Consider the following 23,182-nt stretch of genomic DNA (forward strand, 5'->3'; position numbering starts at 1 on the left):
CACTGCGACCGGAGAGGTCAGCGGATGAAGCCGCGCGGCCAGCTCGATGGCGGCGCGCGGCAGCAGCAGGCCGTTGAGCGTCCATAGTCCGAGCAGGATGACAAGCGAGGCACGCGAGGTTCGAGCGAGCGCCGAGACTGCCAATGAGCCGGCCAGAACACTGCGAGATAGACGAGATGCACGGCGGCGAATAGCACGAGGCGAAGCCACGTGCCGCTGGTGAGCGTGCCTTCGCGGGCGAGCCATACGGCGAGCGAGCCCACCACAACGGCGGGGACCACTGCGAGGGTGAGCGCGGCGGCTTGTCCGAACATCTTGCCCAACAGCCAGCGAGCGGGAGAAACGCCGAGGGCGAATACCTGCCGGAGCGTTCCGCGCTCGCGTTCGCCGGCCACGGTGCCGAAGCAGTTCACGATGATGAGCAGGGGGAGCAGGAGCTGCAGCACGAGGACGGCGGTGAGCTCGCCGAAGCGTTGCGCGGCGGTGGCGTCCTCGGCGGGTTTGCCGGTAAAGTCGTTCTGGTTGTGCGCCTCCAGCCAAACGACCGAGCCCACATAGGGTTCGATCCCGGGATCAAGCAGGGCAGGGGAGAGGCGGGGCTTGAAGACGTGGAGGCCGTAATGAGCGGCGGAGTGCGGGTTTTTGTCCGGCTGGCCGATCCAGTGTGCGTGCTCGTGGCGGACGGCGGCGGCACGGCGCGCGGCGAGGTCGCGCTGGAACGACCAGCCCGCGAGGAGCGCGGCGGCGAGCAGCAGGCCCACGAGGGCGGCGCAGAGGCGGAAGCGTCCGTCGCGGAGCGTGGCGGTGAATTCGTGGCGGGCGATGACGGTGATCATGGCGGCGGGGGAGCGCGCGGCTTTTCGGGAGGGAAGGCCGCGCGCGGAACCGGATTTCAGAAAGCGAAGCGCACGCCGGCGATGACTTCACATTCCGGGCGCGGATCCAGCGCAAGATCTCCTCCGGATGCGTAGGCCACCTCGCTGCTGTTTTTGATGGGCTGCCAGGTCAGCCCGAGAGTGAACTGCCAGCGTTTCATTTCGTAAGCCGCACGGAAGTCGTAGCGCGCGTAGGGCCGCGCGTGGTGGAGCACGCCGCTCAGGAAATAGGGGATGCCGGAAATGTAATAAGCGTCTGCATTGAGCAGGATGAGACGGGTTTCGGCCAAGGTGAGGGTATAGGCAAGGCCGGCTTTCCACGTGTCGCCCGGCACGGACAAGCGGTCGGCCGTGCCCGGGGCGGCAGTGTCGATGCGGGCGCGCACGATGCGGGCGTAGCCAGCGTAAAGGGAAAGGTTTTTCGCAGGCAGCCATTCGAGCTGCACTTCCCAGCCATCGCGGGTGGTCTCGCCGACGTTTTCATAGACGCCGGGCGAGACTTGCGTCGTTTCATCGTCGTTTTCCGTATGATAGCCTTCGACCGAGAACCTCCAACCGGGCGCGAACCCGAAGCGCAGGCCAAGATCGAAGGACCCCACCGTGGACGACTCCAGCCCGGACACGGACGCACCACCAGGTGCATCGAGCGGACCGGTGCCGGAATAGGGACTGAGCTCGTTCGATGCAGGCGGGCGGAATCCCTGTCCGTAATTGGCGAAAATTTCCAACCGGCTGGCCGGCGTGAGCACGAGGCCGATGCGTGGAGTGAAAACCGGACGACTGTAGGTGGCCGAAGCATCGGGCTGGCGACGATTCCCGATATCGTAATCGAAACCATCGGCGCGAATGCCACCAACGAGCTTGAGCGCGTTTGCGAGCTTCCACTGGGCTTGGACAAACGCGCCGTAGGCAGCAGGTCGAGATCGTAGTTAAAGGCATAGTTGGTGGTCGGAACGTTGTCCGACCAAAGGCGCGACTCGGCGTCGCCGCGGTCATAGCGTCCTTCAAGGCCGACAGTCAGCGAACCGCGGTTGCCGACAAGGAAGTTTCGCAATGCACGGGCGCCCAAGATATCGCGTCGGTCGTAAAGCACGTTGAGGTTGGTTGCCGTGGCCCCTACCGCACGGGTGCGCTCGTAATACTCGTAGCCGAGGGAGGCATTCCAGCCTTCTTCGCTTCTGGCGGGCGCGCGGGTGAAGACGAGGCTGGCCCGGGTGGCCTCACCCCACGCGGGCGCAGTATAGGGATCGCGATCGCGGGCGCTGACCGCGCCGGAGCGCAGATCGCCCAGACGCAGCATGCCGGAGGCGTTCCAATAGGCGCGCTGAAAGGCGGCGCGGGCGGCCCACACACCATCTGCATGGAGAATGGAGGTCTTTCCGAAAAGACTCAGCCGGTCGGAGTCCGCGTGGTCGCGGTATCCGTCCGAGTGCCGGGCATCAGCGGCGAACAGTCCTTGCACGCCACGCGTCTGGCCGGAGGCGGTCAGCGCACCGTGGAGATAGCCATGGCTGCCCGCGTCCACTCGGGCCGACGCATCCGGGGCCACCGAACGCGTGACAATGTTGACCGCACCGGCGCGGTTCTGATTGCCATAGAGCGCGGAGAATGGTCCCTTGATGACCTCAATGCGCTCGATCATCTCCGGTGTGAGCCAGCTCAGGTCATTCATACCGTCGGAGAGCGCGGAGGAGGGGAGGTTTTGCGCGATGCCGTCCACGTAAACCGCGACGTCGGCGCCATGGGTGCGGGTAAGAAAACCGCGCATCTTGATTGAAGTGCCGGTGTCGCCTTGGTTGAGATTGTGCGCCATGATGCCGGGCACGCGGCGCAGGAGACCGCCAAAGTCGCCCGTAAAATTCGTGCGCTCCAGCGAGTCGTGGTCGATGATGCTGACGGACGCCGGCAGGCCCGTGCTTTGCAGCGTGATGTCGCCGATGCCGAGCGCGTTGTCACCGACGACCTTGTAGCGGTCAAGCCTGACGATTTCCCCATCGGACTCCCCGGTTGGGGCGGGAACGATGGTCTGAGCCGACAGGGCGGATGTGAAAAGAATCAGAGGGATGGATAACAAACGAGTATGATAAGGGGAGTGCATGGGTTGGTCTGGATAAATGCGTATAAACACAATCCGGCCGCCAGTGGCGGACGCGGACAAATGACAGGGTTACGAATAAAACACCGGACCGCGCAGGGACCGGCGGACGAACAATCAAGCCAATTTAGACCCGCGGCGGCGCACGCCCCGGCGGCAACGCATGCGGATCACCGCCAGTACCGGCACCGGTGGAAAAGTGGCCACCCGTATGGCAAGCACACGCTCTATGAAAGCCGTCGCCGGCAGCCCGATTGCAACGAGCACGTGGCCGCTTGAGAAAAGTGTGATAATGCAGCCGGAGTCATCATGGTCGTGTCCATTCGCGCCGGCCATTCCTTCGGCAAGTTTGCCATCGTGCGTGTCGGACGCAGGGGAGGCATGATGCTCGTCACAGTGCACATATCCGGAATGCCTGAGATGGCCGCAAAGCCATTCGTGCGCGGCAGAACTTGCTGCAAACACGTTCAGTGCCAATATCACCATCACGCCCAGCACCGCCATGAGGCGGTGCAAGCGAGGCGTATAATGGGTGCGGGGGAAGGTCATCGAAATGTGTGGTGGAATGAGCCTAGCAAAGTCGTCAAGCCTCCGCGATCCATCAGGCACTGCGTGCCCTGCAATCACTCCATCTGTCACCAAGCAGCGTTTAAATCCTTCGACCAATTCATCTCGGTTGAGATTTCGGCCGATAAAAACGAACGTGTTCACGCGCGACTCGTCGCCCCATGGGCGGTCGAGGCGTCCGTCAAAGAGCATGTGCACCCCCTGAAAAACCAGCCGTTGGTCGCTGCCGTGGACAGCCAGCACGCCCTTGCTGCGGAAGATGTCGTTGCCCTTCGTGCGCAACAACACGTCCAGCCACTCGTTCAATCGCTTTCCATCGAGATTTCCGGGCAGGCTTACGCCTACGGACGTCACCTCTTCGTCGTGCTCATGGTCGGGCTTGAAGGTGTGCTCCCATTTCGGCGCAACGCCTTCGCCCGCGATGTGGAGCGCGGCATTGAACTCATCCGGATGGTGCTGGGTGAACAGAGCGTAAAGCCCTGCCCTTTTTACAAGCACGGGAAAAACTGCCGGAAAAGCAGAAAAACTCAGTTGTTGGTGCGTTTCACCCGGCAGGATGGCGTCACCGGGGCGCAGAACCGTCTCCCAATCCGAAAAAGTCCGCACCGCCGCCTCGCGGGCGGTCGTGATGTCAGTCTCGCTCAGACTGGCAACCGGCAGCAATGTCACGCTCATCTCGGGATCGGGTCCTTCATCGATGGTCAAGGCCGCTTTGCCAGCGGGCAGTTCATAGACGCCCGCCCACTCGAACGGATATTCCGGCTCCAAGAACTGCGGGTCGATTTCCGTGGCCCGAGAGAGATTAAAGCCGCCTACGCCCAGCACCCGATCCAAGGCAATCTCCCCGTTGCGCGTCCGATGGATTTTCGCGGCAGCGTTCATTTTCCGCAGACGAGCTTCCAATGCGTTTAGCTCGTTTGGTTCCACGAGATCAATCTTGTTCAAGAGGATCACATCCGCGAATGCGACCTGTTCCCGCGCTTCATCGGAGTCGTCGAGATGCAGCGCGATGTGTTCGTCTACGACGGTGACGATCGCATCGAGGCGGAAGACCTCGCGAATTTCGGGGTCGGTGAAAAACGTCTGCGCCACTGGACCGGGATCGGCGAGCCCAGTAGTTTCGATGAGCACCGCATCAAGGGGCTCCTTGCGCTTGGCCAGCCGGGTGAGAATACGGATGAGATCGCCGCGCACGGTGCAGCAAATGCAGCCATTGTTCATTTCGAACAACTCCTCATCGCTTTGGATGACGAGTTGGTTATCAACGCCAACCTCGCCAAACTCGTTTTCGATGACGGCGATCTTCTTGCCGTGCTGTTCGGTGAGAATGCGGTTGAGCAGCGTGGTCTTTCCTGCGCCGAGAAAGCCAGTGAGGATAGTCACAGGGATGGGATTCTTTGGGTTCATAATGGAAATTCGTTCAGCCGAATCTCGCGTGCATCGCCGCGATGGGAAAATTTCGGCCGGGACAAACGGTGCGCCCGGGATTGATTTCGCGGTGCACCGCGAAACGCACCGGAGTCTTTACTACATCTGCTTTGAGATATTCGACCAACGCGATGAAAGAACGAAGTTGCCCCGGCGTGGGTTGGGTTTCCTCAAAATTCCCAACGCAACAAATGCCGATGCCGACTTGGTTGACCGCCTCGTCGTGGACATGTCCCCCGGCGAACTGCTTCAACCAGCGTCCGCCAATTTCAATTTCGCCGTCACCCGATCGGCTTCCGTTGCCAATGACGAAGTGATAAGCGAGGCCATGCTCCATGCCGTGAGACCGATGATAGCGGTCGAATATCGCCGCGTTCCCGACAGCGGTTCCGCTATGATGACCCACAATGATTTTCCAGCGGTCGGGAACGATGGTGAGCGCTCGGGTCGTCGCTGCGACACGATCCAATGCCGCCGGGCGGCTTCGCCCCGCAATCGTCTTGGCTGCGCCGCGAAGCGCCACCGAGCTTCCGAGCAGAGCCAGCCCAATGAGAAAGGTGCGACGGTTATGCTTCGAGATCATTTTTCACGTCGCGCATACCAAGCGTGAATCAACAGGGACTGCGAAAATTGCACGGCCGAGGGGAAGCCTGCTTCGGCGAGCAATGCTTCCATTGCCTCGGCCGGTAGCAGCCCGACCTCGCGAGCGTAGGCGGCAAGCATGCCCTGAATCTGTTCCTCGTTCGCTCCCGAGTAACGCATCATCCGCTGCCAGACGCCAAGCAGGCTCTCGTGCTGGCCGCGCGGAGCAGTCGTGAGATCGGCGCTGACGAGCAATCCGCCCGGACGAAGCCGGGACGCGATCTCGCAAAAAAAACCAACGCGCTGCGCCCGGTCCGTGAGAAACTGAGAAACAAGAATCGCCGTGGCGGCATGGAACTTAACCTCGGCAGGAAGTTCATGCACGTAGGCCGCATGGAAATCGCAGCGGTCGGCGATGCCCGCCGCCGCAACGCGTCGCTTGCAAACGTCGAGCATAGGCGCAGAGGGATCGACCGCCGCGAAGCGCCAGCCGGGAAAGAATCGTGCGAGGGCGATCAGTTCTGCGCCGGTGCCGACGCCAAGACAAAGAACATGGGCATCGCGCGGCAGTTCCTGAAAAACCAAGTTCATCTGCAAATGCAGACTGTCGCGCAACGGTGCCAGTTTTGTCCAGCGGTCGTCGTAAGACTCGGCGTGTTGCCGGTCGAATTTCATGGGAGCATTGGATGGATTCATCGGGATCGAAGGTTTGTTTAGAAATGGAATGTCTAGGCGGCCTTCGCCGCGACTGCAGTCTGCGTCGGCATCATGTGCATGGAATCGGCATCGTAGCCTTGGTTGGAGGCACACACTCAGGCGCGCATGGTTTCGAGGTAGAGTTTTTCGAGATCAGCGTGACTGATTTCTGCGGCGGTGAGTTCGCGCACCAACTGACCGCGGCGCATGATGCCCACGCGCGTAGCGTCTTCCTTCGCGCGGAAAAGATCGTGCGTGGCCATGAGAATGGCGACGCCGCGGCTTCGGAGTTGTCCGAGCAGTCGGCTGAACTCATGCGATGCACTTGGATCAAGGCCGCTGGTGGGCTCATCAAGCAGGAGCGCTTTCGCCTTTTTTGCCAAGGCGATCGCGATGCCGACTTTCTGTCGCATGCCCTTGGAGTACCCGCTCACGCGGCGATCATGGGCCTCGCACTGCAAACCGGCATCATCAAGAAATGCGTGTAGCTCACTGTCGGAATAACGATGCCCGCCGAGTTCGGCGAAATAAGCCAGATTTTCCACACCGCTGAAGTGCCCGTAGAGGTTTACCTGCTCGGGGATGTAGGCGAGACGGCGTTTGGTTTCCAGGGGCTCGATTGCGACATCGAGTCCATCAATCAAGGCACGCCCGGAATCAGGCTTCAAGAACCCGAGCAGGCAATTGATCGTGGTGGTCTTGCCCGCGCCATTGGGGCCAAGCAGGGCAAAAAGCTCACCCGATGCGATTTGGAAGGAGAGTACATCGATGGCGGTGTTGCCGTTGAAGCGCTTGGTGAGGTTGTCGATGATGAGCATGGTGGGAGAGGGTGAGAGTGTGTGTTTAATTGGACTTGGGAAACGTCTCGCGCAGGCACCTGTCGGCTGCGGTGTGTGATACGAAAGATAACAAACGGTTGTGTAAGGACATGTCTGGCCTGTGTTCGGGCAGAAGGGCACACTGCGTCCGTGAACGGACTGCGGATGTGCGGGCACTCCGGATTGCACGGACCCCGGAGATTGCTCAGCGATGCGAATTCAGGCCAGCGGAGGGCCACAACCGTGCGGCCACCTGTGATCAACAGAAACGAGCGCGAGAACACGCGTGGGAAAACCCGACACTATCCGCACGATCGCGATAAAAAGCGACAGAGCGAAGAACAGCGCAGCCAATACATGGCCTTGCGCAAAAAGGGTGACCACACACCCCTCGGCAGAGTCGATGTCACCGGCCTCGCCGTGCTGATGGGCTGGCGAAGCGTCCTCACGGTGTGAACAGGCATGAGACTCCGCTTCGTGATGGCAAAACAGCTCGTGCCAGTCGGACCGCACCGCCAGCACGCTCAACATCAGGATCAACGCCACGCCCAACACGCTCGCAATGCGGTACAGCGTCGTTGGGTGGAGGCGGTTGAAGGTGAACATGGCTCGTGTTGGAAGAAGTAGAGTAGCAGAGTCGTCAAGGGGCAATAGATCCAGCGGATTATGTCTTATTCTGTCGTCTAACCTAATCGGATACGATCTTTACGGGCAATACTGCTATCATGATCCTGATAATATCAGTCGAGGTCTTTTGGCACTTATTACATTGATAGGCATCAATATACTAAGAATGTGTAAATGAGATGACTTGCTCATTCAAGGCCCGACCCAATGCATCTGCGTCTAGGTTCACGCCGATCAGCACGATTTCCTGACGTCGATCGCCGGACGGCTCCTGCCAGAATTCGCGGAGGGAATCGGGTATGGCGGAAAACGGCACGCTCCCGCGCTCGACCAAAGCAGCCGCCCAAGGGCCGAGATAGTCGATCCGCGTCTCGCGACCGGCGACAGAAAGGAACCCGATGCGATTGGGCTCCTCCACACTCCAGAAAAATCCCTTGGCGCGCACCAGACCGGGCCAGCCTTGCTCGAAAAATTTCCGCAGACGCGCCGCCGCACAGGGTTTCCGACCCGTGTAAAGAAAACTTCCAAGTCCATAGCGGGCGGCAAAATCACTGCGGCCCGGCACCGGAAATAATTTGCCGGCTGGCGTACGGACACAATGAGTCTGTGAGCGTATTCTTAACTCCGGTGAGGAACATGCTATTTTTCGGGCTTGATTGAGTGCGTCCATCCAGTTTGCGCCTCGACGCGTTTGGATTGGATCGAAACGACAAGCCCCAGGCCAGACACCATCCGGTAGACAGGCGTTCTTGGTCTTGATGAGTTCCGCTCGCAAATTGAGCCCCCTGATTTGTGCGGAAACCGTTTCGCTCTCTGCTGAAGTTACGAGGTCTATCTTATTCAAAAAAATGACATCAGCACATTCCACCTGCTCTACCATCAATGTGAACAAGGATTGATGCGCGCCGACAACCTTCCCCAATGCGTCTGCGTTCAATCTATGTTCTTCCAGCGAGGCCTGGAACCAGGCGGCAGCATCCACCACAGTGATGAGCACATGAAGGGTCGCCACCTCGTCCAGACGTGGACCAACGATGTTTGTTTGATAGAAAAGATCCGTCACCGGGCGTGGTTCTGCGGCCCCGCTGCTCTCGATGATGATGTGATCAAACTTGCCGCTGGTGGCCAATTCCACAATGGCATCACCGAGCGCGTCCCTCGCCGTGCAGCACACGCAGCCATTACCCAAGGCCACGGTGGAGGCGATGCTCGCAGAGGACTCGGATGGTAGCATTTTCTCCAGAAAGAGGGCGTCGATATTGATCTCGTTGAGATCATTGACGACGATCGCCACACGCAGGCCATGTGGAGTTTTTTTTAGGAGTTGCTGTAACAGCGTTGTCTTGCCCGCGCCGAGAAAACCGCTGATCACGGTCACGTCGGGCCTGAACTTCGACCCGGATGCCAACTGACCAAGCAGACTGGGATCAAACAAGCGCATGGTTTCGCTGCCTTCGCGGTCAATTGTTGATGATGATCCTCGAACCGAATCAGACTTTCGGCGGCGTAATGCGCTGTTTCTGGTGCTGGTATTTCCCTTCACGGGTCCGGTAGGATACCTTGCAGGGTTCGGCAGTGAAAAAGAGCATCTGCACAATGCCTTCGCCAGCATAGATGCGACAATCGGCGGCCGATGAATTAGAAAATTCCAGCGTGAGATGTCCCTGCCATCCAGCCTCGGCCGGAGTAACGTTGGCGATAATGCCGCAGCGCGCATAGGTGCTTTTGCCCACACAGATTGCCGTCACGTCTGGCGGCAGGTCGAGCTGCTCCACCGCTACTCCAAGACCGTAGCTGCGACCAGGCAGGATAAAAAAACGACCGCTCGCGTCTTCCTGTAGCAACACTTTTTCCAAGTTGCGTGGATTGAAATTCTTCGGATCCACTACCGTGCCCGGCACGTGACGAAATACCTTAAATTCCCGGGGCGAAAGCCGCAGGTCGTAACCGTAACTGGACAAGCCAAAGGAGAGTGTGGGATGCCCGTCGGCCACGCGCACGAGTTCGGGCGAGAAGGGACGAATCATGCCCGCGCGGGCACGGGTGGAAATTTGGCGGTCGTTGAGGATCATGTTTTCGAAAGAGGCCGGGCGAGGAGAATTGCCAGACACGGATGCCGGTGACGCAAGGTCAAGTATATCGAGGACGGTGCGCAGGTTCGCAGCCATGTCTGCGGGGAGTGGTTTCGCGTTCGCTCTCAAATTGTTCAAGCGCGGAAAATTGGCAGATACTCTTGTTGTCCACGTCGGTGAGCATGGCCATCTTCAGGCAAGACCGGTTCCTCCGTGTTGCCAAGGGGGGAGCAGTAAACTCATGTGCAGGCAGTGGCGGTTGCTGTTTCAGGATTGGCCTCGGCTTGCACACGCTTGAAGAAGGCGTCCACGCTGATCACGCCCTCGTCGCCATTCACCCGTGAACGGATGGATACGCTTTCAGTGGCGACCTCGCGCTTTCCAAGGACCACAGCAAACGGCACCTTGTCGGCCTGCGCCCGGCGGATTTTGGCGCCAACCGGATCGCGCTGGGCATCAATCGTCACTCGCAATCCAGCCCGGCGGGCGCGGGCGGCGAGTTGAGTAGCGAACTCCGTCTGCCCGTCGGTGATGGGCAGAAAACGAATCTGCTCAGGTGCGAGCCAGAGCGGAAAGTCGCCGGCATAGTGTTCGATGAGCAGCCCCATAAAACGCTCGATGGAACCGAACACGGCGCGATGAATCATCACAGGACGATGCGGTTTCCCGTCGCGGCCAGTATATTCGAGCCCGAAGCGTTCGGGCAGGCTGAAATCCACTTGGATCGTGCCGATTTGCCAAGAGCGCCCCAGCGCGTCGAGCGCCATGAAATCGAGCTTTGGTCCGTAAAACGCCGCCTCGCCGAGTCCCTCGGTGTGCTCCAGCCCGAGTTCCGTCACAACCGTGCGGATACATGCTTCGGCCGGTGCCCAGAGCGTATCCCCGCCTGCATACTTGGCGGTATTGGCCGGGTCGCGCAGCGACACGCGGCAGCGTGTTTTCAGGTCGAAAATGGCCATCACTTCCTGAACAAGTCGCAGGCATTGTTTGAATTCATCTTGCAATTGCTCAGGCGTGCAAAGGATGTGCCCGTCATCCTGAGTGAAGCCGCGCACGCGCACGAGGCCGTTGAGTTCGCCCGATTGCTCCTGGCGATACACGGTGCCGAATTCCGCATAGCGTTGCGGCAGGTCGCGGTAGCTGCGCGGCTCCGACGTGTAGGCCATCAGGTGCATCGGACAATTCATCGGTTTTAGTAAAAACTCCCGATCCTCGATGTGGATGGGCTCATACATGCTATTCGCATAGTAAGGATAATGACCGGATGTCTTATAAAGATCGATGGAGCCGATATGCGGCGAGTAAAGTCGCTCATAGCCATATTCGATGAGTTTGGCGGAAATGAGTTTTCCAGTTCGGTTCGGATGATCGCGCCTTTCGGCAGCAACAGGGGCAGACCGCTGCCGATGCTCGCATCAATACGAAACAAATGGAGCTGCTGTCCCAGTTTGCGGTGATCACGGCGTGCGGCCTCGGCGAGCGCAGCGAGGTGTGCATCCAGCTCTTCTTGGCTGGCGAAGGCCGTGCCGTAGATGCGCTGGAGTTGGCCAAGTTTTTCGTCTCCCCGGTGCCAGGCGCCGGCAATGGAAAGCAGCTTGAACGCCGCGACCTTGCCGGTGGAGATGACGTGCGTGCCGGCGCACAGGTCGGTGAAATCGCCGTTGGTATAGAGTGTCACCGGCTCGCCTTCAGGGATATCGTCGAGTCGGCCGAGTTTGTAGGTTTGTCCGCGTCCGGTGAAAAAGCGGAGCGCCTCCTCGCGCGAAACCTCACGGCGAACGAAGGGTTGGTTTTCGGCTACGATGCGTGCCATCTCTGCCTCGATGACGGATAGATCTTGCATCGTGAAGCGTTGAGGTCCGCCGAAATCGTAATAAAAACCGGTGTCGGTCGGCGGCCCGATATCAAGGAGCACCTCGGGAAAGAGGCGCGATACGGCGGCACCGAGCACATGCGCGGTGGAATGCCGAAGTTCCTGCACAGAAGTCATGGACATAAAAGAGAGAACGAAAGAGGATTACGGAAAGATGTGGTGCTTAGTCGAAAAGCCATGCCTGGGCGGCGACCTTGTTTTTCTCGTCTGTCAGCACGACAAGGCCGCCTTCACTCACCGCCCGCAAGTAATAGGCAAAGGCGAGCAACTTCACTTCTTCCATGGTGCGGCAGCGCAGCAGGAGCGTGGAGAGTTCGTTGTTATTGGGCTCCGTGGAAATCACCATGGCCGTCGCAGAGAAACACTCCGAAAGATTTCGATCCCGCAATGTGTCAATAATCGCCAAGGGTGCGGGGACGGAAGGCGGTCGAGGAAAAACGGCAATTTCATGGAGGGTAACTCACAGCCTAGCAAAGTCGTCAAGCGGGGCGCGTTCCATCTGCTGGATTCGCATAACGACATCACACCGGGCAGCATTCGCATGGAAGGGGAGGTGGAAACATTTCCCCGGCGATTCGTGTAAATAATATATCGTGTCCCCGATCCGACCACACGACCGGCCAGGCCCGCACCACGGCAAATTTTTCCGGATGCACGGTGCGCAATTCCCGCAGGTCTTTGAGCACGCAGTCACAGACATCGACAACGCCGTCGATTTCGTAGCAACGCACGCGCCGGTCCGTTTCCAGAATCGCAGACACTTGCTGCAATTTCCACGGCTGACCTTGAAAGATTTCTGCCGCTTCCGGCGCGGCGAGATTCAATTCGCGAAAAACCCGGCAGTCGCGCAGTACTCGCGTCATTTCGTCATTCAAGCGGTGAAGTTCGTCTCCATCTGGTGCGCATGAAAGACCAAAGTCCGCATAAAACCCGGTGGCGGTTTCACCGCTGTCGCCCAGCGTTGCCTGCGGCCATTGCCGTATTCCCGCGGCCACCAGCACATGCGCGAGCAGGTGTTTGGCCTTGTGTAAGGTAACAACGGCGGGATTCATGACGCTACTCGGGTTGACTTGGACGGGAGCGAGGAGGCGGCCAAGCCGTAGGCTTTCACGGGATCGAAAGTTTTTTGGGCTTCAAGAAAAATGAGGGAAAAATCCGTGTCTGCCGTGGGCCGGGCAAGCTGGCGAAAGAAACAGGACCGGTATCCAACATGGCATGACGCGCCGCCATCGACTTTTACCTTGATAAGCACGGCATCCTGGTCGTCGTCGATGATAAGTGAAATCACATGCTGAAAGAGGCCGGATTGCTCCCCCTTCTTCCAGAGCTTTTGACGCGAACGGGAATAATAATGGGCGAGGCCGGTCTCGATGGTTTTGGCTAGCGCCTCAGGATTCATCCATCCCAGCATCAGCACTTCGCCGGAGGCATGATCCTGGGTAATGCAAGGGATGAGGTCGTGCTCATTGAATTTGGGGCGCAATTTGTCGCCTTCTTCGATCTCGAAAAGAGTGGTTTGCGGGAGGAATTGCATGCGAAAACTGAAGCGTAGCAAAGTCGTCAAGAGGGTTTCCGAGTACGGGCATCTCAACCATTCAACGCAGGGGGCATACTGGACACTTGCTGACTACTCCCATTTTGGAAATGGATCGTGCAACTCGCGCCACGCGCTTGGCATTTTGCGCATCTCCGTATCAGTAAGCAGGCAGGCGTCGAGTTGCGCGGTAATGGCCTCGCGATCCATTGCCCCCGTGCCGATAAATACCAGTTCCTGGCGTCGGTCACCAAACGGCTCTCGCCAATTTTTCATGATGGCGTTAAACGATGCGGTTGATGCCGGCCAGTATTCCTCACTCATGGCAGCCCACCAGTTGCCCGATGGCTCGCACTTGCAGATGCCTCCCGCGTGCGACCATTCGCCGACCCAGTCCATGCGCGTGGCGAGGAAGAAAAAACCCTTCGAGCGCACCACGTTTTCCGGCGGATGCGAAGCCCATGCCCAAAATCGCTCTGGATGAAATGGTCGTCGTGCGCGGTACACGAAACTCATAACCCCATGCTCATCCATTTCCGAATGCGCCTCACCACGCAGGGTTCGCAGCCACATCGGAGATTTCGATGCGTCATCTAAAGAAAAGCGTCCTGTGTTGAGCATTTCCTGTATCGGTACACGTCCGTGTTCAGCGGTAATGAAGCGTGCGTCGGGATTGAGCGTGCGCACCATATGAGTGACGAGCGCTAGCGTGTCCGCATCCACGAGATCGCATTTATTGAGCACAATGACATCGGCGAATTCAATTTGCTCGGCCAGCAACGGTGCAAGCGAGCGCTCGTCATTGCTCCCGTTCACCTGACCGCGATCTCGCAGTGAGTCGCCGGAACTGTAGTCTTTGAGAAAATTAAATGCATCCACGACCGTCACCATCGTGTCCAGCCGCGCCACCGCACCAAGGCTCACGCCGTCCTCCCCGGCAAACGTAAATGTTTCCGCCACCGGCAAAGGCTCCGCTATGCCCGTGGATTCAATCAACAAATAATCAAAACGCCCTTCACGTGCCAATCGAGCCACTTCGACGAGCAAATCCTCCCGCAAGGTGCAGCAGATGCAACCGTTGGACAATTCGACGATTTTTTCTTCTCGCAACGACACCGCCGCCGCACCCCGTCCGACGAGGGCCGCATCGATGTTAACCTCCGCCATATCGTTCACGATGAGCGCGACGCGCAGCCCTTCGCGGTTGGTGAGGATGTGGTTGAGCAAAGTGGTTTTCCCGGAGCCAAGAAACCCGGACAACACGGTGACAGGCAGACGTGGATCGGTGACCTCGATTTCGATGGCGCCATCGAGCGGCTGTGTTTTTTTTGCAGTATGCATAGGGAAGAGATAATGAATTCTGGTTTGGGATGGATTGGTTCTGGAAGCCATCCAGCATTCACTTGGTCGTCTCTGTCAGAGCTCGTTCAAACCAACCGATGACAGACTCGAGATGCGCCCGGCCATAAATACGAATGAATTCGCGTGTTTGCCGGTCCTCGGTGTTGCGTAGCGCCGAGATGCGCCGATTGCAAAATTCAGGGCTAAGCGTAAGGGCGCATCTTACTTCGATGCAATGCCTCCATTCGCTGTAATTTGTGGGGATAAAAACATCTCGCATGGCTTTGGTTGTGTTTAAAATCAAATCCACCCACAATCCGAAGCGCGGGTGGCGAAACAGTAGCTTAGCAAAGTCGTCAAGCGGAGCCGATGCGAACGCACTCGCTTAAGAAGCCCCTGAAAAAATTTCTAATGACGACGAGCGGTTGGAACTCTCAGCGCTGGTTCCATCGGCAATCGGAACATCGCCCTCATCAACACCGGCACCACCCGAATCTCCATCCAAAATGTCATGGTGACCGAAACGATTGGTCCCGGTGGTCTTGACCAAAATCGGGCATCTACACGACGGCTGGCGTGTGAATTTTGTCGCCCTTGGCAAACCCTTGCGGTCGATGGGGCTCATTGGCACCATCAGGAATGTGGATGCGGCACGCTTGACAGCTTTGTTAGGCTAGATCGTTTTTATCCAAGTCATGATCTTCGCGCAACTACGTCGACACCCGTTTTGGCAGCGCCTTATCGCGTTGACAGGTGTGACGTTAATCATCGCGCTCAGTCTGTTGGCGGTCAACTCCGCGGCTCATGAATGGGTGTGCGCGCATCATGGCAACACATTGGATAATGAATTGCATCATGCCCGCGACAGTTATGGTGCGGGACATGACGGTGCATCAGCCTCACACACCGTCAACCATGCGGACGACTCTGCGGGCGGTTGCATCGTTACGCTTTTTGCCAATGGCCATGTGCTTGGTTTGCTCGTTGCGTTGATAGCGCTGGCCATCTTGCAGCCGCGTCTCGAACAGGTTTTCTCCGAGAAAAAGTTTGTTTTTTCTCGCATGGCGCATGCGCTGCCACCGGGACGCGCGCCGCCGTTGAGCTGAATTCCCTTTCTTTTCACGCAAAACATACCGGCCGCACACGGTTCGGAGTTTGTTTGTCGTTTTATCTCACGCTCGTCCACCTGCCTGCTGACGCATTGAGATCCGTCGATGCGCAGAGCCAGGAGCGCATGATGGACCGGAAAATTCCGCCGGCAAGCAGCATGCAGCTGCCATGATTGGGATAATTGCATGAGATTCCACTAATCTTAAAGATTTTTGATCATAGTATACGAAGTCGCCACGACTTGTAGTCTTGGCCTCCATGTTCCGCCTCAACCCAGTCAGTAACAATCCGAGGTTGCAGTCTATTCGGTTCCCCATCCCCGGATAAAATCCACCAGTCATTTCCATGTCCGCCTCTCAATTCGCTCAGTCAATCGCAGGTCCTTCAACAACTAATTATAAACGCAATCGCTGCCATCTTCATATCGGCCTCACAAGTTCCCTTATTCTATTCATTGCGACAAATATACTGATACGAGCGCAGCCCGCATCCGTCGCTTCTGCCCATGATGAATCGCCTGTATCGCTGGAACGCTTTGTGGTTACTTCCAGCCGGAGTATGCAGCCGCTGGCCGACATTCCGCAACGGGTTGAATTGATCGATGGGGCTGCGGTGTCCGAGGCTCCTTCCTGGACTTTTGTTGATGTGTTGAAAAAGGGCGCATCCGTGGACGTAATCCAATATCCGACCGGCTCGTCCGGTATCGGGTTGCGTGGTTTTCGGCCGGAGTATTCCGGAACCAATCAGCATGTCCTGATTCTGATCGACGGCCGGCCTGCCGGGGTGACGGGGCTCGGCACGCTGCCGATGGTCGCCGTCGAGCGTGTCGAAATTCTCAAGGGTCCGGCCTCGTCGCTTTACGGTGCCTCCGCCATGGGCGGTGTGGTGAACATTATCACCAAGCGCTCTTCCGGACCGGTCGGCGGATCGCTCCAGACTAACGTTGGCAGCTTCGAAACCGGCGATATCTGGGCCAGCACTGGCGGGGGCAATCCGGCCAAGCTCGATTTCGATGTGGCGGCCCGCGTCTTCATCCGCGATCACGACGTGCGTCTCGGCAATGGAGAAACCTGGGAGCACACCAAGGCCAAAAACTACTCCGGGCTGGTCCGACTCGGTCGCGACCTCGGCAAACACTGGCGGATCGATCTCAAGGCGGGGGCATTTCTCGGACGCGACGTGGAAAACCCCGGTGCTTATTCCGGTGGTGGAATTAAGCAAACTTCGCTTGATCGCGACCAATACCACGGCGACGTGCGCCTGGTCGGATGGCTTGCCGATCACACCGTGCAAACGACCATCTTCGGTGCTTACGAGTCTGAGGATACCAACACGCAGACCAAAGGCACTTCCCCCTATCTGTCCAGTCGGCGCAAGACCGACTGGCAGGGCATCCAGATTCAAGATTCCTGGCAACCTGCCCATTGGCTCGCGTTGATTGGCGGATTCGATTACAATCTCGTCGAAAACAAAATCATATCCTACAATGCCAATGGGACACGCAAGGCGCCCTACGCGCCCAATAATACCCAGGCCACCAACGGTGTTTTTCTCGAGAACATAATGAAATTTATCGATGATCGCCTTATACTTAACGTCGGTGCCCGCTATGATGATATTGAACTGGAGTTGAATGAAACACCCTACAGCACCGGAGTGACTCCAGGCACGGAGAGCTTCGACACCATCAACCCGCGGGCAGGTATCGTATATCGACTGGATTCCGCGTGGCGGATCCACGCCACCATGGGCAGCGCCTTTGTGTCTCCCTCTGCCAACCAAGTCGCCGGAAGGACGGAGGAAGTGGTAGGCGACCAAATGCGTGTCGCTATCGGAAATCCCGATCTTGACCCCGAATCAAGCACGACGTGGGACGTCGGCATCGGTTACGACCGCTCTTGGATTGCGGTCGATCTCACGTATTTTCACACCGAGGTGAAAAACATGATCGGCAGCAAGTACGTCACGAACACGCCGACCTATCGGGAAACGCATTATTATAATGCCGACACCGCGACCCAGTCAGGCATCGAGGCCCAGGTCGACCTCGACTTCAGTCGCTGGCTGCGCGCGAAAAAAGGTTCCTGGATGTTTCACGGATCAGCAACCAAGCTCATCGAGCGCAAGCAGCACTCCCAGGTGGAAGGTGATTCTGTGATCAGAAACGTCGCCGACCTCAAGCTCAACGCCTCACTGTCTTGGCGTCATGCTTCCTGGCGTGCCAGCGTGTCGGCCCGCTACGTCAAGGGCATGTGGGATGAAGACAATAGCACCGGCAAGATTTATACAAACGGGATCGGCGGCGCGTATGAATATCCGTCCTTTGTGATTTGGGATGCCTCGATCGGACGTTATTTTGGAGAAAAACACTCGGTATGGCTGAAAGGGGAAAACCTGACCGACCGGTTTTATTACGAGAAAGGTGATTATTATCAGCCGGGCTTCTCCTTTTCCGCGAGCTACCGCTTTAATTTCTGACCAGCCCGGCAAAATGGAGAAAAATCATAATAAATCATGACTGCGATTGATCAAATCCGCGAACTGTTGCACCACGTGGCCGGCGTGCTGGTCTGGCCCGTGCTCATCGGCCTGATCGGCCTGGCCGGCGCCATGCTGGTCGCCTTCGGGTCGTTTCTCCGGGAGGCATGGGACCGGCGCAGAGGCCGGCGGACCTCGTTTCAAAATGACTGCCGCGAACTCGATGCGACGGCGAAAAGCGACCCGGATGGTCGCCTTGACTTGAGACTGGAGCACCTCCTGCAAGCAGCCGAGCGTCGCCGCTGGCGCTCACTCGGACGCCTGCGCCTGGCGGTTCGCGTCGGCCCCTCGCTCGGCCTGATGGGCACGCTGATCCCCATGGCGGACGCGCTGCAGGGACTGGCCGAGGGCAATCTCCCGGCGCTGGCCAGCAACATGGTCACCGCCTTCGCCGCCACCGTGATCGGGCTTTCCGTGAGCGTCTCGGCCTATCTGATCGCCGCGGCCCGCGAAAGCTGGGTCCGGGCGGACAGCGAGGCGCTGGCCTTCTTTGCCGAGCATCTGCTCGATAAAAATCCAACCTCCAAGGACACATGAAACCGGCCCCCCTGCGCTTTGTCTCCCGGCGACGTCTGGCCCCGCACGGCGCCGCCCCCGGTGAGGATGAGGATCCCCTCGCCGGCATCGCCAACCTCTTCGACGTAAGCGTGGCCTTCATCGTCGCGCTCCTCATCGCCCTGTTTGCCTTGTTCTCGGCCGGCACGTTCCTCGACAAAAACTCCGAGGTCACGCTGGTCAAGACCACCGCGGACGGCGAGACCGAGATCATCACGAAAAAAGGCGAGGAGATCAAGGTGCAGAAAGTCACCGATAAAAACCTCTCCGGCCAAGGCACCCGCCTCGGCACCGCCTACCGCCTCGCCAGCGGCCAGGTCGTCTACGTGCCCGAAACCGACACGCCATAATTCCGCTCCGATCATCCTTTTTTAATATGACCCGATTACTCGCCCTGTCTGTGTGCCTCCTTCTCCACTCCTTGCTTTCCGCCGAGCCAGTGCGCCTGGCCTTCGTTTATGCCGGTGGCGAAAGCACCGGGCCTGATACCATTCGGCGTGCGACCGCATCGCTCGCGCCCGAGGTTGAACTGTCGCTGTTTGCTCCGGGTTCAGGCGGAGACGCCCTCACGCCGGATGTCGATCTCGGTTCGTTTGATCTTATCTTCATCGACGGCTCCGACGAGGGTGAAGAAAACCTCGCCCGTTTCGTTGCGGCGAGGGACCGGACCAGGGTCGTCGTGGTCAATCCCACGGCCAAACTGACCGGCAACGTCTCGTTGGCCGAGCACCCTTGGCTCGAAACCTACTGGGCCAACGCCTCGCAGGACAACTACCGCGGACTCGTACGCTATCTCGTCAGGCGGGTGCTCGATCGTCCACTGCCCGGCGGCGAGGCTCCCGCGCCCATCGTGTATCCGCCGGTCGCGTTTTATCATCCCGACGCCCCCGCCTTCTTTTCCACGCTGGACGATGCGCTCGCCTGGTACGGCCGGCGCCAAGGTGAACCGGGCGCGCATGTCTTCGATCCGGCCAAGCTTACCATCGGCATTTATTTTCACATGGCGACGTATCGCTCGGGCAATCACGCCCAAGTCGACGCGCTCGTGCGAGCGATCGAAAAACGAGGGCACAACGTGCTCGCCCTCATGCGGCGAGGTAATCCGGATTTTACCACCCTGCTCATGCGCGGCGGGAGACCCGTCATCGACGTGCTCCTCACCATGGGAGAGAGCTTTATTAGCGACCAAAACGAAGAAGAACGGCTGGCTCCACTGCGGCAGATGAATGTGCCCATCCTCGGAGCCCTCACCCAATACCGGCTGACGGAGCGGCAGTTTGCGGAGGCGCCCAGCGCCATCCACCCGGGCCTGACGCCTTTCGTCATTTATGCGGAACGCGCGGGCGGGATCGAGCCGATGGTGGTGGCCGGAAAAAACGACGCGTCCGGACTGGATCGCCGCAGCGTCCCCTTTCCCGCCCAGATCGAATGGCGCGCCGATCGCGCCGTCGCCTGGGCGCGGCTGCATCGCGCGGCCAACGCGGAAAAACGCATCGTCTTCACCTACTGGAGCGAAGGCGGAGGCAAGGCCAATGTCGGCGGCGATCCGGACGATTTCCTCGACGTGCCCGCCAGCCTAGTGAGCCTGCTGCGTGAAATGCGGGCGCGCGGTTACGACACGGGGCCGGACGCCATGCCCGATCGCGACGGCCTGGTGGCGCGGATGTCCCGGGAAACCTCGAATGTCGGCAACTGGGCTCCGGGCGAACTTGCCGCGCGCGTGAAGAATGCCGAGGTCGCGCTCCTGCCGGAGGCGCTTTACCGCTCCTGGTTCGACGAGCTGCCCGCCGCCCGCCGGGCGGAGATCGTCGAGATGTGGGGTCCGCCGCCGGGCGACATCATGGTGCACACCGACGACAACGGAAACCGGTTTCTCGTCCTCCCGAAGATCCAGCTCGGCAACATCCTCATCGCGCCGCATCCCGACTGGGGCTACCTCCAGAGCAATCGGGCGCTCATGTCAGCCGGCGCCCTGCCGCCCCATCACCAGTACCTCGCGTTCTTCCTCTGGCTCCAACGCGAATGGAAGGCCGACGCCTGGGTCAGCCTCTTCTCCAACATCGTGCTCCAGCCCGGCAAGGCGGCGGACGACCACATCGGCATCCTGCTGGGGAATCTCCCGCACATCCATCCGGAGCGACTGGGCGCGAACGGCAGCATCGGCAACAAGCGCAAAGCCATGGCCCAGACGGTGAGTTGGTACAACATCGTCACGCCGGCCGACGCCGGGCTCCCACTCACGGAGTTGAAGGCCCAACTCGCCCGCTACGAGGAGCAGCCCGATCCCGGGCTGCGCGCGCAGGCCGAGTCGGTGATCCGAAAAGAGATCGTCCGCAACGGACTCGACCGTGCCCTCGCTCCGCTCGACATTACCGCCGCTCCGTTCGGGAAACTCATTGAAGCCCTGAATCGTTATCTGGCCGATTTGGAACGCGCCCACGCGCCGCACGGCACCCGGGTGCTCGGCGAGATCCCCTCCGGCCCCGCGCTCTCCGACATGGTCACGGCCATGCTTGGTCACAATTTTTTGGATACACTCGCCCGCCCCGCCGGTGCCGCGCCGACATCCGGCGAGACCGCCCGATCCCTGGTTTCCGCAGTGGTTGCGGACGGCACCGCTCCAGCCGAGGCGCTCGCCGCGCACGGTTGCGCCGTCACCCCGGAAGCCGAGGCGCAATTGAGGCTCGCCGTCGATTATGCCGGACGCCTCCGCGAGGCCCCGCGCGAGCTGGCCTCGCTGCTGGCCGCGCTCGAAGGCTCCTATATCGATCCCGGACCGATGGACGAACCGATCCGGCGTCCGGATTCGGTTCCGCCCGGCCGCTCGCTCTACAACTTTGACCAGTCGGCCGTGCCGACACCCGAAGCCGAGGCCATCGGCGTGAAGCAGGCCGAGGCATTGATCGCCGCGCATCGGGAAAAACACGGCGGAGCTTATCCCACCAAACTCGCCTTTGTCCTCTGGTCCGCCGAAATCGCCAAAAATAATGGCGTGACCGAGGCGCAGATTCTCCACCTGCTGGGCACCCGCGCCGTCCGCAACGAACGCGGACAGGTCACCGGGGTGGAGCTTATTCCCCGCGAGGAACTGGGGCGGCCTCGCGTCGACGTGCTCGCCACCACCAGCGGCGCATACCGTGACGGCTATCCCGACAAGATCGATCTCATCGCCGCCGCCGTGCGCCTGGCCGCCGCCAGCCCCGAGGCCGACAATCCCGTGTCCCTTGCCACCGACACCACGGAAAAAAAGCTCAAGGTGCTCGGAACCGATCCCGCCCGCGCCAACGCCCTCGCCCTTGCCCGCGTGTTCTCACCCGCGCCCAACGCCTATTCGCCGAGCATCCAGTTTCTCGCCAAATCCGGCGACCAGCGTGGGGACGAGGCCCGCATGGCCGATCTTTACACCCGGCGCCTGAGTCATGCCTACGGCGGTGGCCTTTACGGCGAGCCGGCTCGCGCCGCCTTTGAGCAAAATGTCGGCGCGATCGATGCCGCCACACTCTCGCGCACCAGCAATGTCAACGGCCTGCTCGACCATCCCATGTCGGCCGGGTTTCTTGGCGGGCTCAACCTCGCCGCCAAAGCCGTCACCGGACGCGACGTTGATCTTTACGTGAGCAACCTGCGCGATGCACGCGACACCTCCATCGAACCCGCCAGCCGTGCGCTCCAGACCGAACTGCGCGCGCGTTATTTCAATCCGAAATGGCTCAACGAAATGAAGGCTCACGGCTACGATGGAGCCCGGACTATGATGTTCATGACCGATCATCTCGATTTGTGGGACAGCACCGCCACCCAGACCGTCGGCACCGCCGACTGGGCGGAGGTGAAGGCCGTCTATGTCGACGACAAACTCGGCCTCGACCTCGATGCTTTTTTCGAACGTTACAATCCTCACGCTCAACAGGTGCTCCTCTCCAACCTGCTTGGCGCCGCGAAGCGCGGTCACTGGAACGCCTCCGCCGCTGATCTGGCTCAAGTCGCCCGTCGCCTCGCGCAATCGGCCATTGATCACGGAGCCGTGTGCGAGGCCGGAGTGTGCCGCAATCAGGCGCTCACCGAGTTCATCGGCCAGTCGCTGACGGGAGCACCCGACGCTGCGGAACTCGTCAAGAATTACCAGGCGGCACTCGATCACGTCACGGGTCGCGCCCCGGCCGCACCCGCGCCAGCGACCGCCCCATCAGCGGCCGCGCCCACCCCGACGGCGGCAGCACCCGCGACTCCCGGCTCGCCGCCGCCTGAAGGCACGGTAAGCGTGCAGGGTCGCGTGCTGGAGGAGGTCTCCCGCACGCCGATAGCTTCAGATGTGGGCATGACGGCATCGCATCGAACTCTCTGGCTGACTGCAATCACAGCATTGTGCCTCCTTCTTTTCGGATGGTTTCGCCGCCCGGCAAATTGAACCTATATTCCGCTGCGGTAGCCCTAGCTTGCATTATTAGGAAAGTTGTAAGAGTTGGTGCAT

The 23,182-nt window shown here is 59.5% G+C and carries 20 protein-coding genes and 2 pseudogenes; 5 read left to right on the plus strand and 17 right to left on the minus strand.

Going from position 1 to position 23,182, the window contains the following annotated elements:
* Positions 1-17 precede the first annotated feature (17 nt).
* From OH491_RS26525 to OH491_RS26605, 17 genes and pseudogenes are all read right to left on the minus strand, one after another.
* Entirely contained in the window at positions 18-836 is an 819-nt protein-coding gene (locus OH491_RS26525) for an ABC transporter permease (RefSeq protein WP_342750775.1), read from the minus strand.
* Positions 837-892: 56 nt separating this feature from the next.
* Positions 893-1,774, minus strand: a pseudogene (locus OH491_RS26530) (TonB-dependent receptor domain-containing protein); the annotation flags it as partial.
* A 734-nt stretch (positions 1,775-2,508) separates the two neighbouring features.
* Positions 2,509-2,973, minus strand: a pseudogene (locus tag OH491_RS28365) (TonB-dependent receptor plug domain-containing protein); the annotation flags it as partial.
* Between the two features lie 114 nt (positions 2,974-3,087).
* A complete protein-coding gene (locus OH491_RS26540; RefSeq protein WP_342750777.1) occupies positions 3,088-4,944 on the minus strand; it encodes a GTP-binding protein in 1,857 nt (618 codons plus the stop codon).
* Between the two features lie 13 nt (positions 4,945-4,957).
* Positions 4,958-5,548 carry a peptidoglycan recognition protein family protein gene (locus tag OH491_RS26545; RefSeq protein WP_084442017.1) on the minus strand — a complete coding sequence of 197 codons (591 nt, stop codon included), beginning with the start codon at positions 5,546-5,548 and terminating at the stop codon, positions 4,958-4,960.
* Positions 5,545-6,222 (minus strand): class I SAM-dependent methyltransferase, encoded by a 678-nt coding sequence (locus OH491_RS26550; RefSeq protein WP_334319202.1) that lies wholly within the window; start codon positions 6,220-6,222, stop codon positions 5,545-5,547. Before OH491_RS26550 ends, OH491_RS26545 begins: the two co-directional genes overlap by 4 nt.
* A gap of 137 nt (positions 6,223-6,359) precedes the next feature.
* Positions 6,360-7,061 carry an ABC transporter ATP-binding protein gene (locus OH491_RS26555; protein WP_068769685.1) on the minus strand — a complete coding sequence of 234 codons (702 nt, stop codon included), beginning with the start codon at positions 7,059-7,061 and terminating at the stop codon, positions 6,360-6,362.
* Between the two features lie 219 nt (positions 7,062-7,280).
* Positions 7,281-7,667 (minus strand): hypothetical protein, encoded by a 387-nt coding sequence (locus tag OH491_RS26560; protein ID WP_068769684.1) that lies wholly within the window; start codon positions 7,665-7,667, stop codon positions 7,281-7,283.
* A 181-nt stretch (positions 7,668-7,848) separates the two neighbouring features.
* Positions 7,849-9,231, minus strand: a complete 1,383-nt coding sequence (locus OH491_RS26565) for a CobW family GTP-binding protein (RefSeq protein WP_334319201.1) — start codon at positions 9,229-9,231, stop codon at positions 7,849-7,851.
* Positions 9,179-9,760: a dCTP deaminase gene (dcd, locus tag OH491_RS26570; protein WP_068769682.1), complete on the minus strand. Its 582-nt coding sequence runs from the start codon at positions 9,758-9,760 to the stop codon at positions 9,179-9,181. The genes OH491_RS26565 and dcd overlap by 53 nt, the downstream gene beginning before the upstream one ends.
* Positions 9,761-9,999: 239 nt before the next feature.
* The gene (thrS, locus tag OH491_RS26575) at positions 10,000-11,052 is read right to left on the minus strand and encodes a threonine--tRNA ligase (protein WP_342751109.1); all 1,053 of its coding nucleotides are present in this window, start codon (positions 11,050-11,052) and stop codon (positions 10,000-10,002) included.
* On the minus strand, positions 10,953-11,756 hold the full coding sequence (locus OH491_RS26580; protein WP_342750778.1) for a hypothetical protein: 804 nt from the start codon (positions 11,754-11,756) through the stop codon (positions 10,953-10,955). Before OH491_RS26580 ends, thrS begins: the two co-directional genes overlap by 100 nt.
* Positions 11,757-11,796: 40 nt before the next feature.
* On the minus strand, positions 11,797-11,979 hold the full coding sequence (locus OH491_RS26585; RefSeq protein WP_068769681.1) for a hypothetical protein: 183 nt from the start codon (positions 11,977-11,979) through the stop codon (positions 11,797-11,799).
* Positions 11,980-12,154: 175 nt separating this feature from the next.
* Complete coding sequence (locus OH491_RS26590; protein ID WP_342750779.1) at positions 12,155-12,685, minus strand: hypothetical protein; 531 nt, start codon at positions 12,683-12,685, stop codon at positions 12,155-12,157.
* On the minus strand, positions 12,682-13,167 hold the full coding sequence (hisI, locus tag OH491_RS26595; protein WP_068769678.1) for a phosphoribosyl-AMP cyclohydrolase: 486 nt from the start codon (positions 13,165-13,167) through the stop codon (positions 12,682-12,684). The genes OH491_RS26590 and hisI overlap by 4 nt, the downstream gene beginning before the upstream one ends.
* 93 nt (positions 13,168-13,260) lie before the next feature.
* Complete coding sequence (gene zigA / locus OH491_RS26600; RefSeq protein ID WP_084442672.1) at positions 13,261-14,508, minus strand: zinc metallochaperone GTPase ZigA; 1,248 nt, start codon at positions 14,506-14,508, stop codon at positions 13,261-13,263.
* 385 nt (positions 14,509-14,893) lie between these two features.
* Positions 14,894-15,133, minus strand: a complete 240-nt coding sequence (locus tag OH491_RS26605; protein WP_145929092.1) for a hypothetical protein — start codon at positions 15,131-15,133, stop codon at positions 14,894-14,896.
* A 70-nt stretch (positions 15,134-15,203) separates the two neighbouring features.
* Between OH491_RS26605 and OH491_RS26610 the strand changes: the two genes are divergently transcribed.
* The 5 genes from OH491_RS26610 (at position 15,204) to OH491_RS26630 (ending at position 23,119) form a co-directional block, all read left to right on the plus strand.
* Entirely contained in the window at positions 15,204-15,614 is a 411-nt protein-coding gene (locus OH491_RS26610) for a hypothetical protein (protein WP_145929091.1), read from the plus strand.
* A 562-nt stretch (positions 15,615-16,176) separates the two neighbouring features.
* Positions 16,177-18,096, plus strand: a complete 1,920-nt coding sequence (locus OH491_RS26615; protein ID WP_068772849.1) for a TonB-dependent receptor — start codon at positions 16,177-16,179, stop codon at positions 18,094-18,096.
* Positions 18,097-18,132: 36 nt separating this feature from the next.
* Positions 18,133-18,693 (plus strand): MotA/TolQ/ExbB proton channel family protein, encoded by a 561-nt coding sequence (locus OH491_RS26620; protein ID WP_068772848.1) that lies wholly within the window; start codon positions 18,133-18,135, stop codon positions 18,691-18,693.
* Entirely contained in the window at positions 18,690-19,061 is a 372-nt protein-coding gene (locus OH491_RS26625) for a DUF2149 domain-containing protein (RefSeq protein ID WP_068772847.1), read from the plus strand. The genes OH491_RS26620 and OH491_RS26625 overlap by 4 nt, the downstream gene beginning before the upstream one ends.
* 26 nt (positions 19,062-19,087) lie before the next feature.
* Positions 19,088-23,119 carry a cobaltochelatase subunit CobN gene (locus OH491_RS26630; RefSeq protein ID WP_084442669.1) on the plus strand — a complete coding sequence of 1,344 codons (4,032 nt, stop codon included), beginning with the start codon at positions 19,088-19,090 and terminating at the stop codon, positions 23,117-23,119.
* Positions 23,120-23,182 lie beyond the last annotated feature (63 nt).

Origin of the sequence: Termitidicoccus mucosus (genome assembly GCF_038725785.1) — a bacterium.
GTDB lineage: Bacteria > Verrucomicrobiota > Verrucomicrobiia > Opitutales > Opitutaceae > Termitidicoccus > Termitidicoccus mucosus.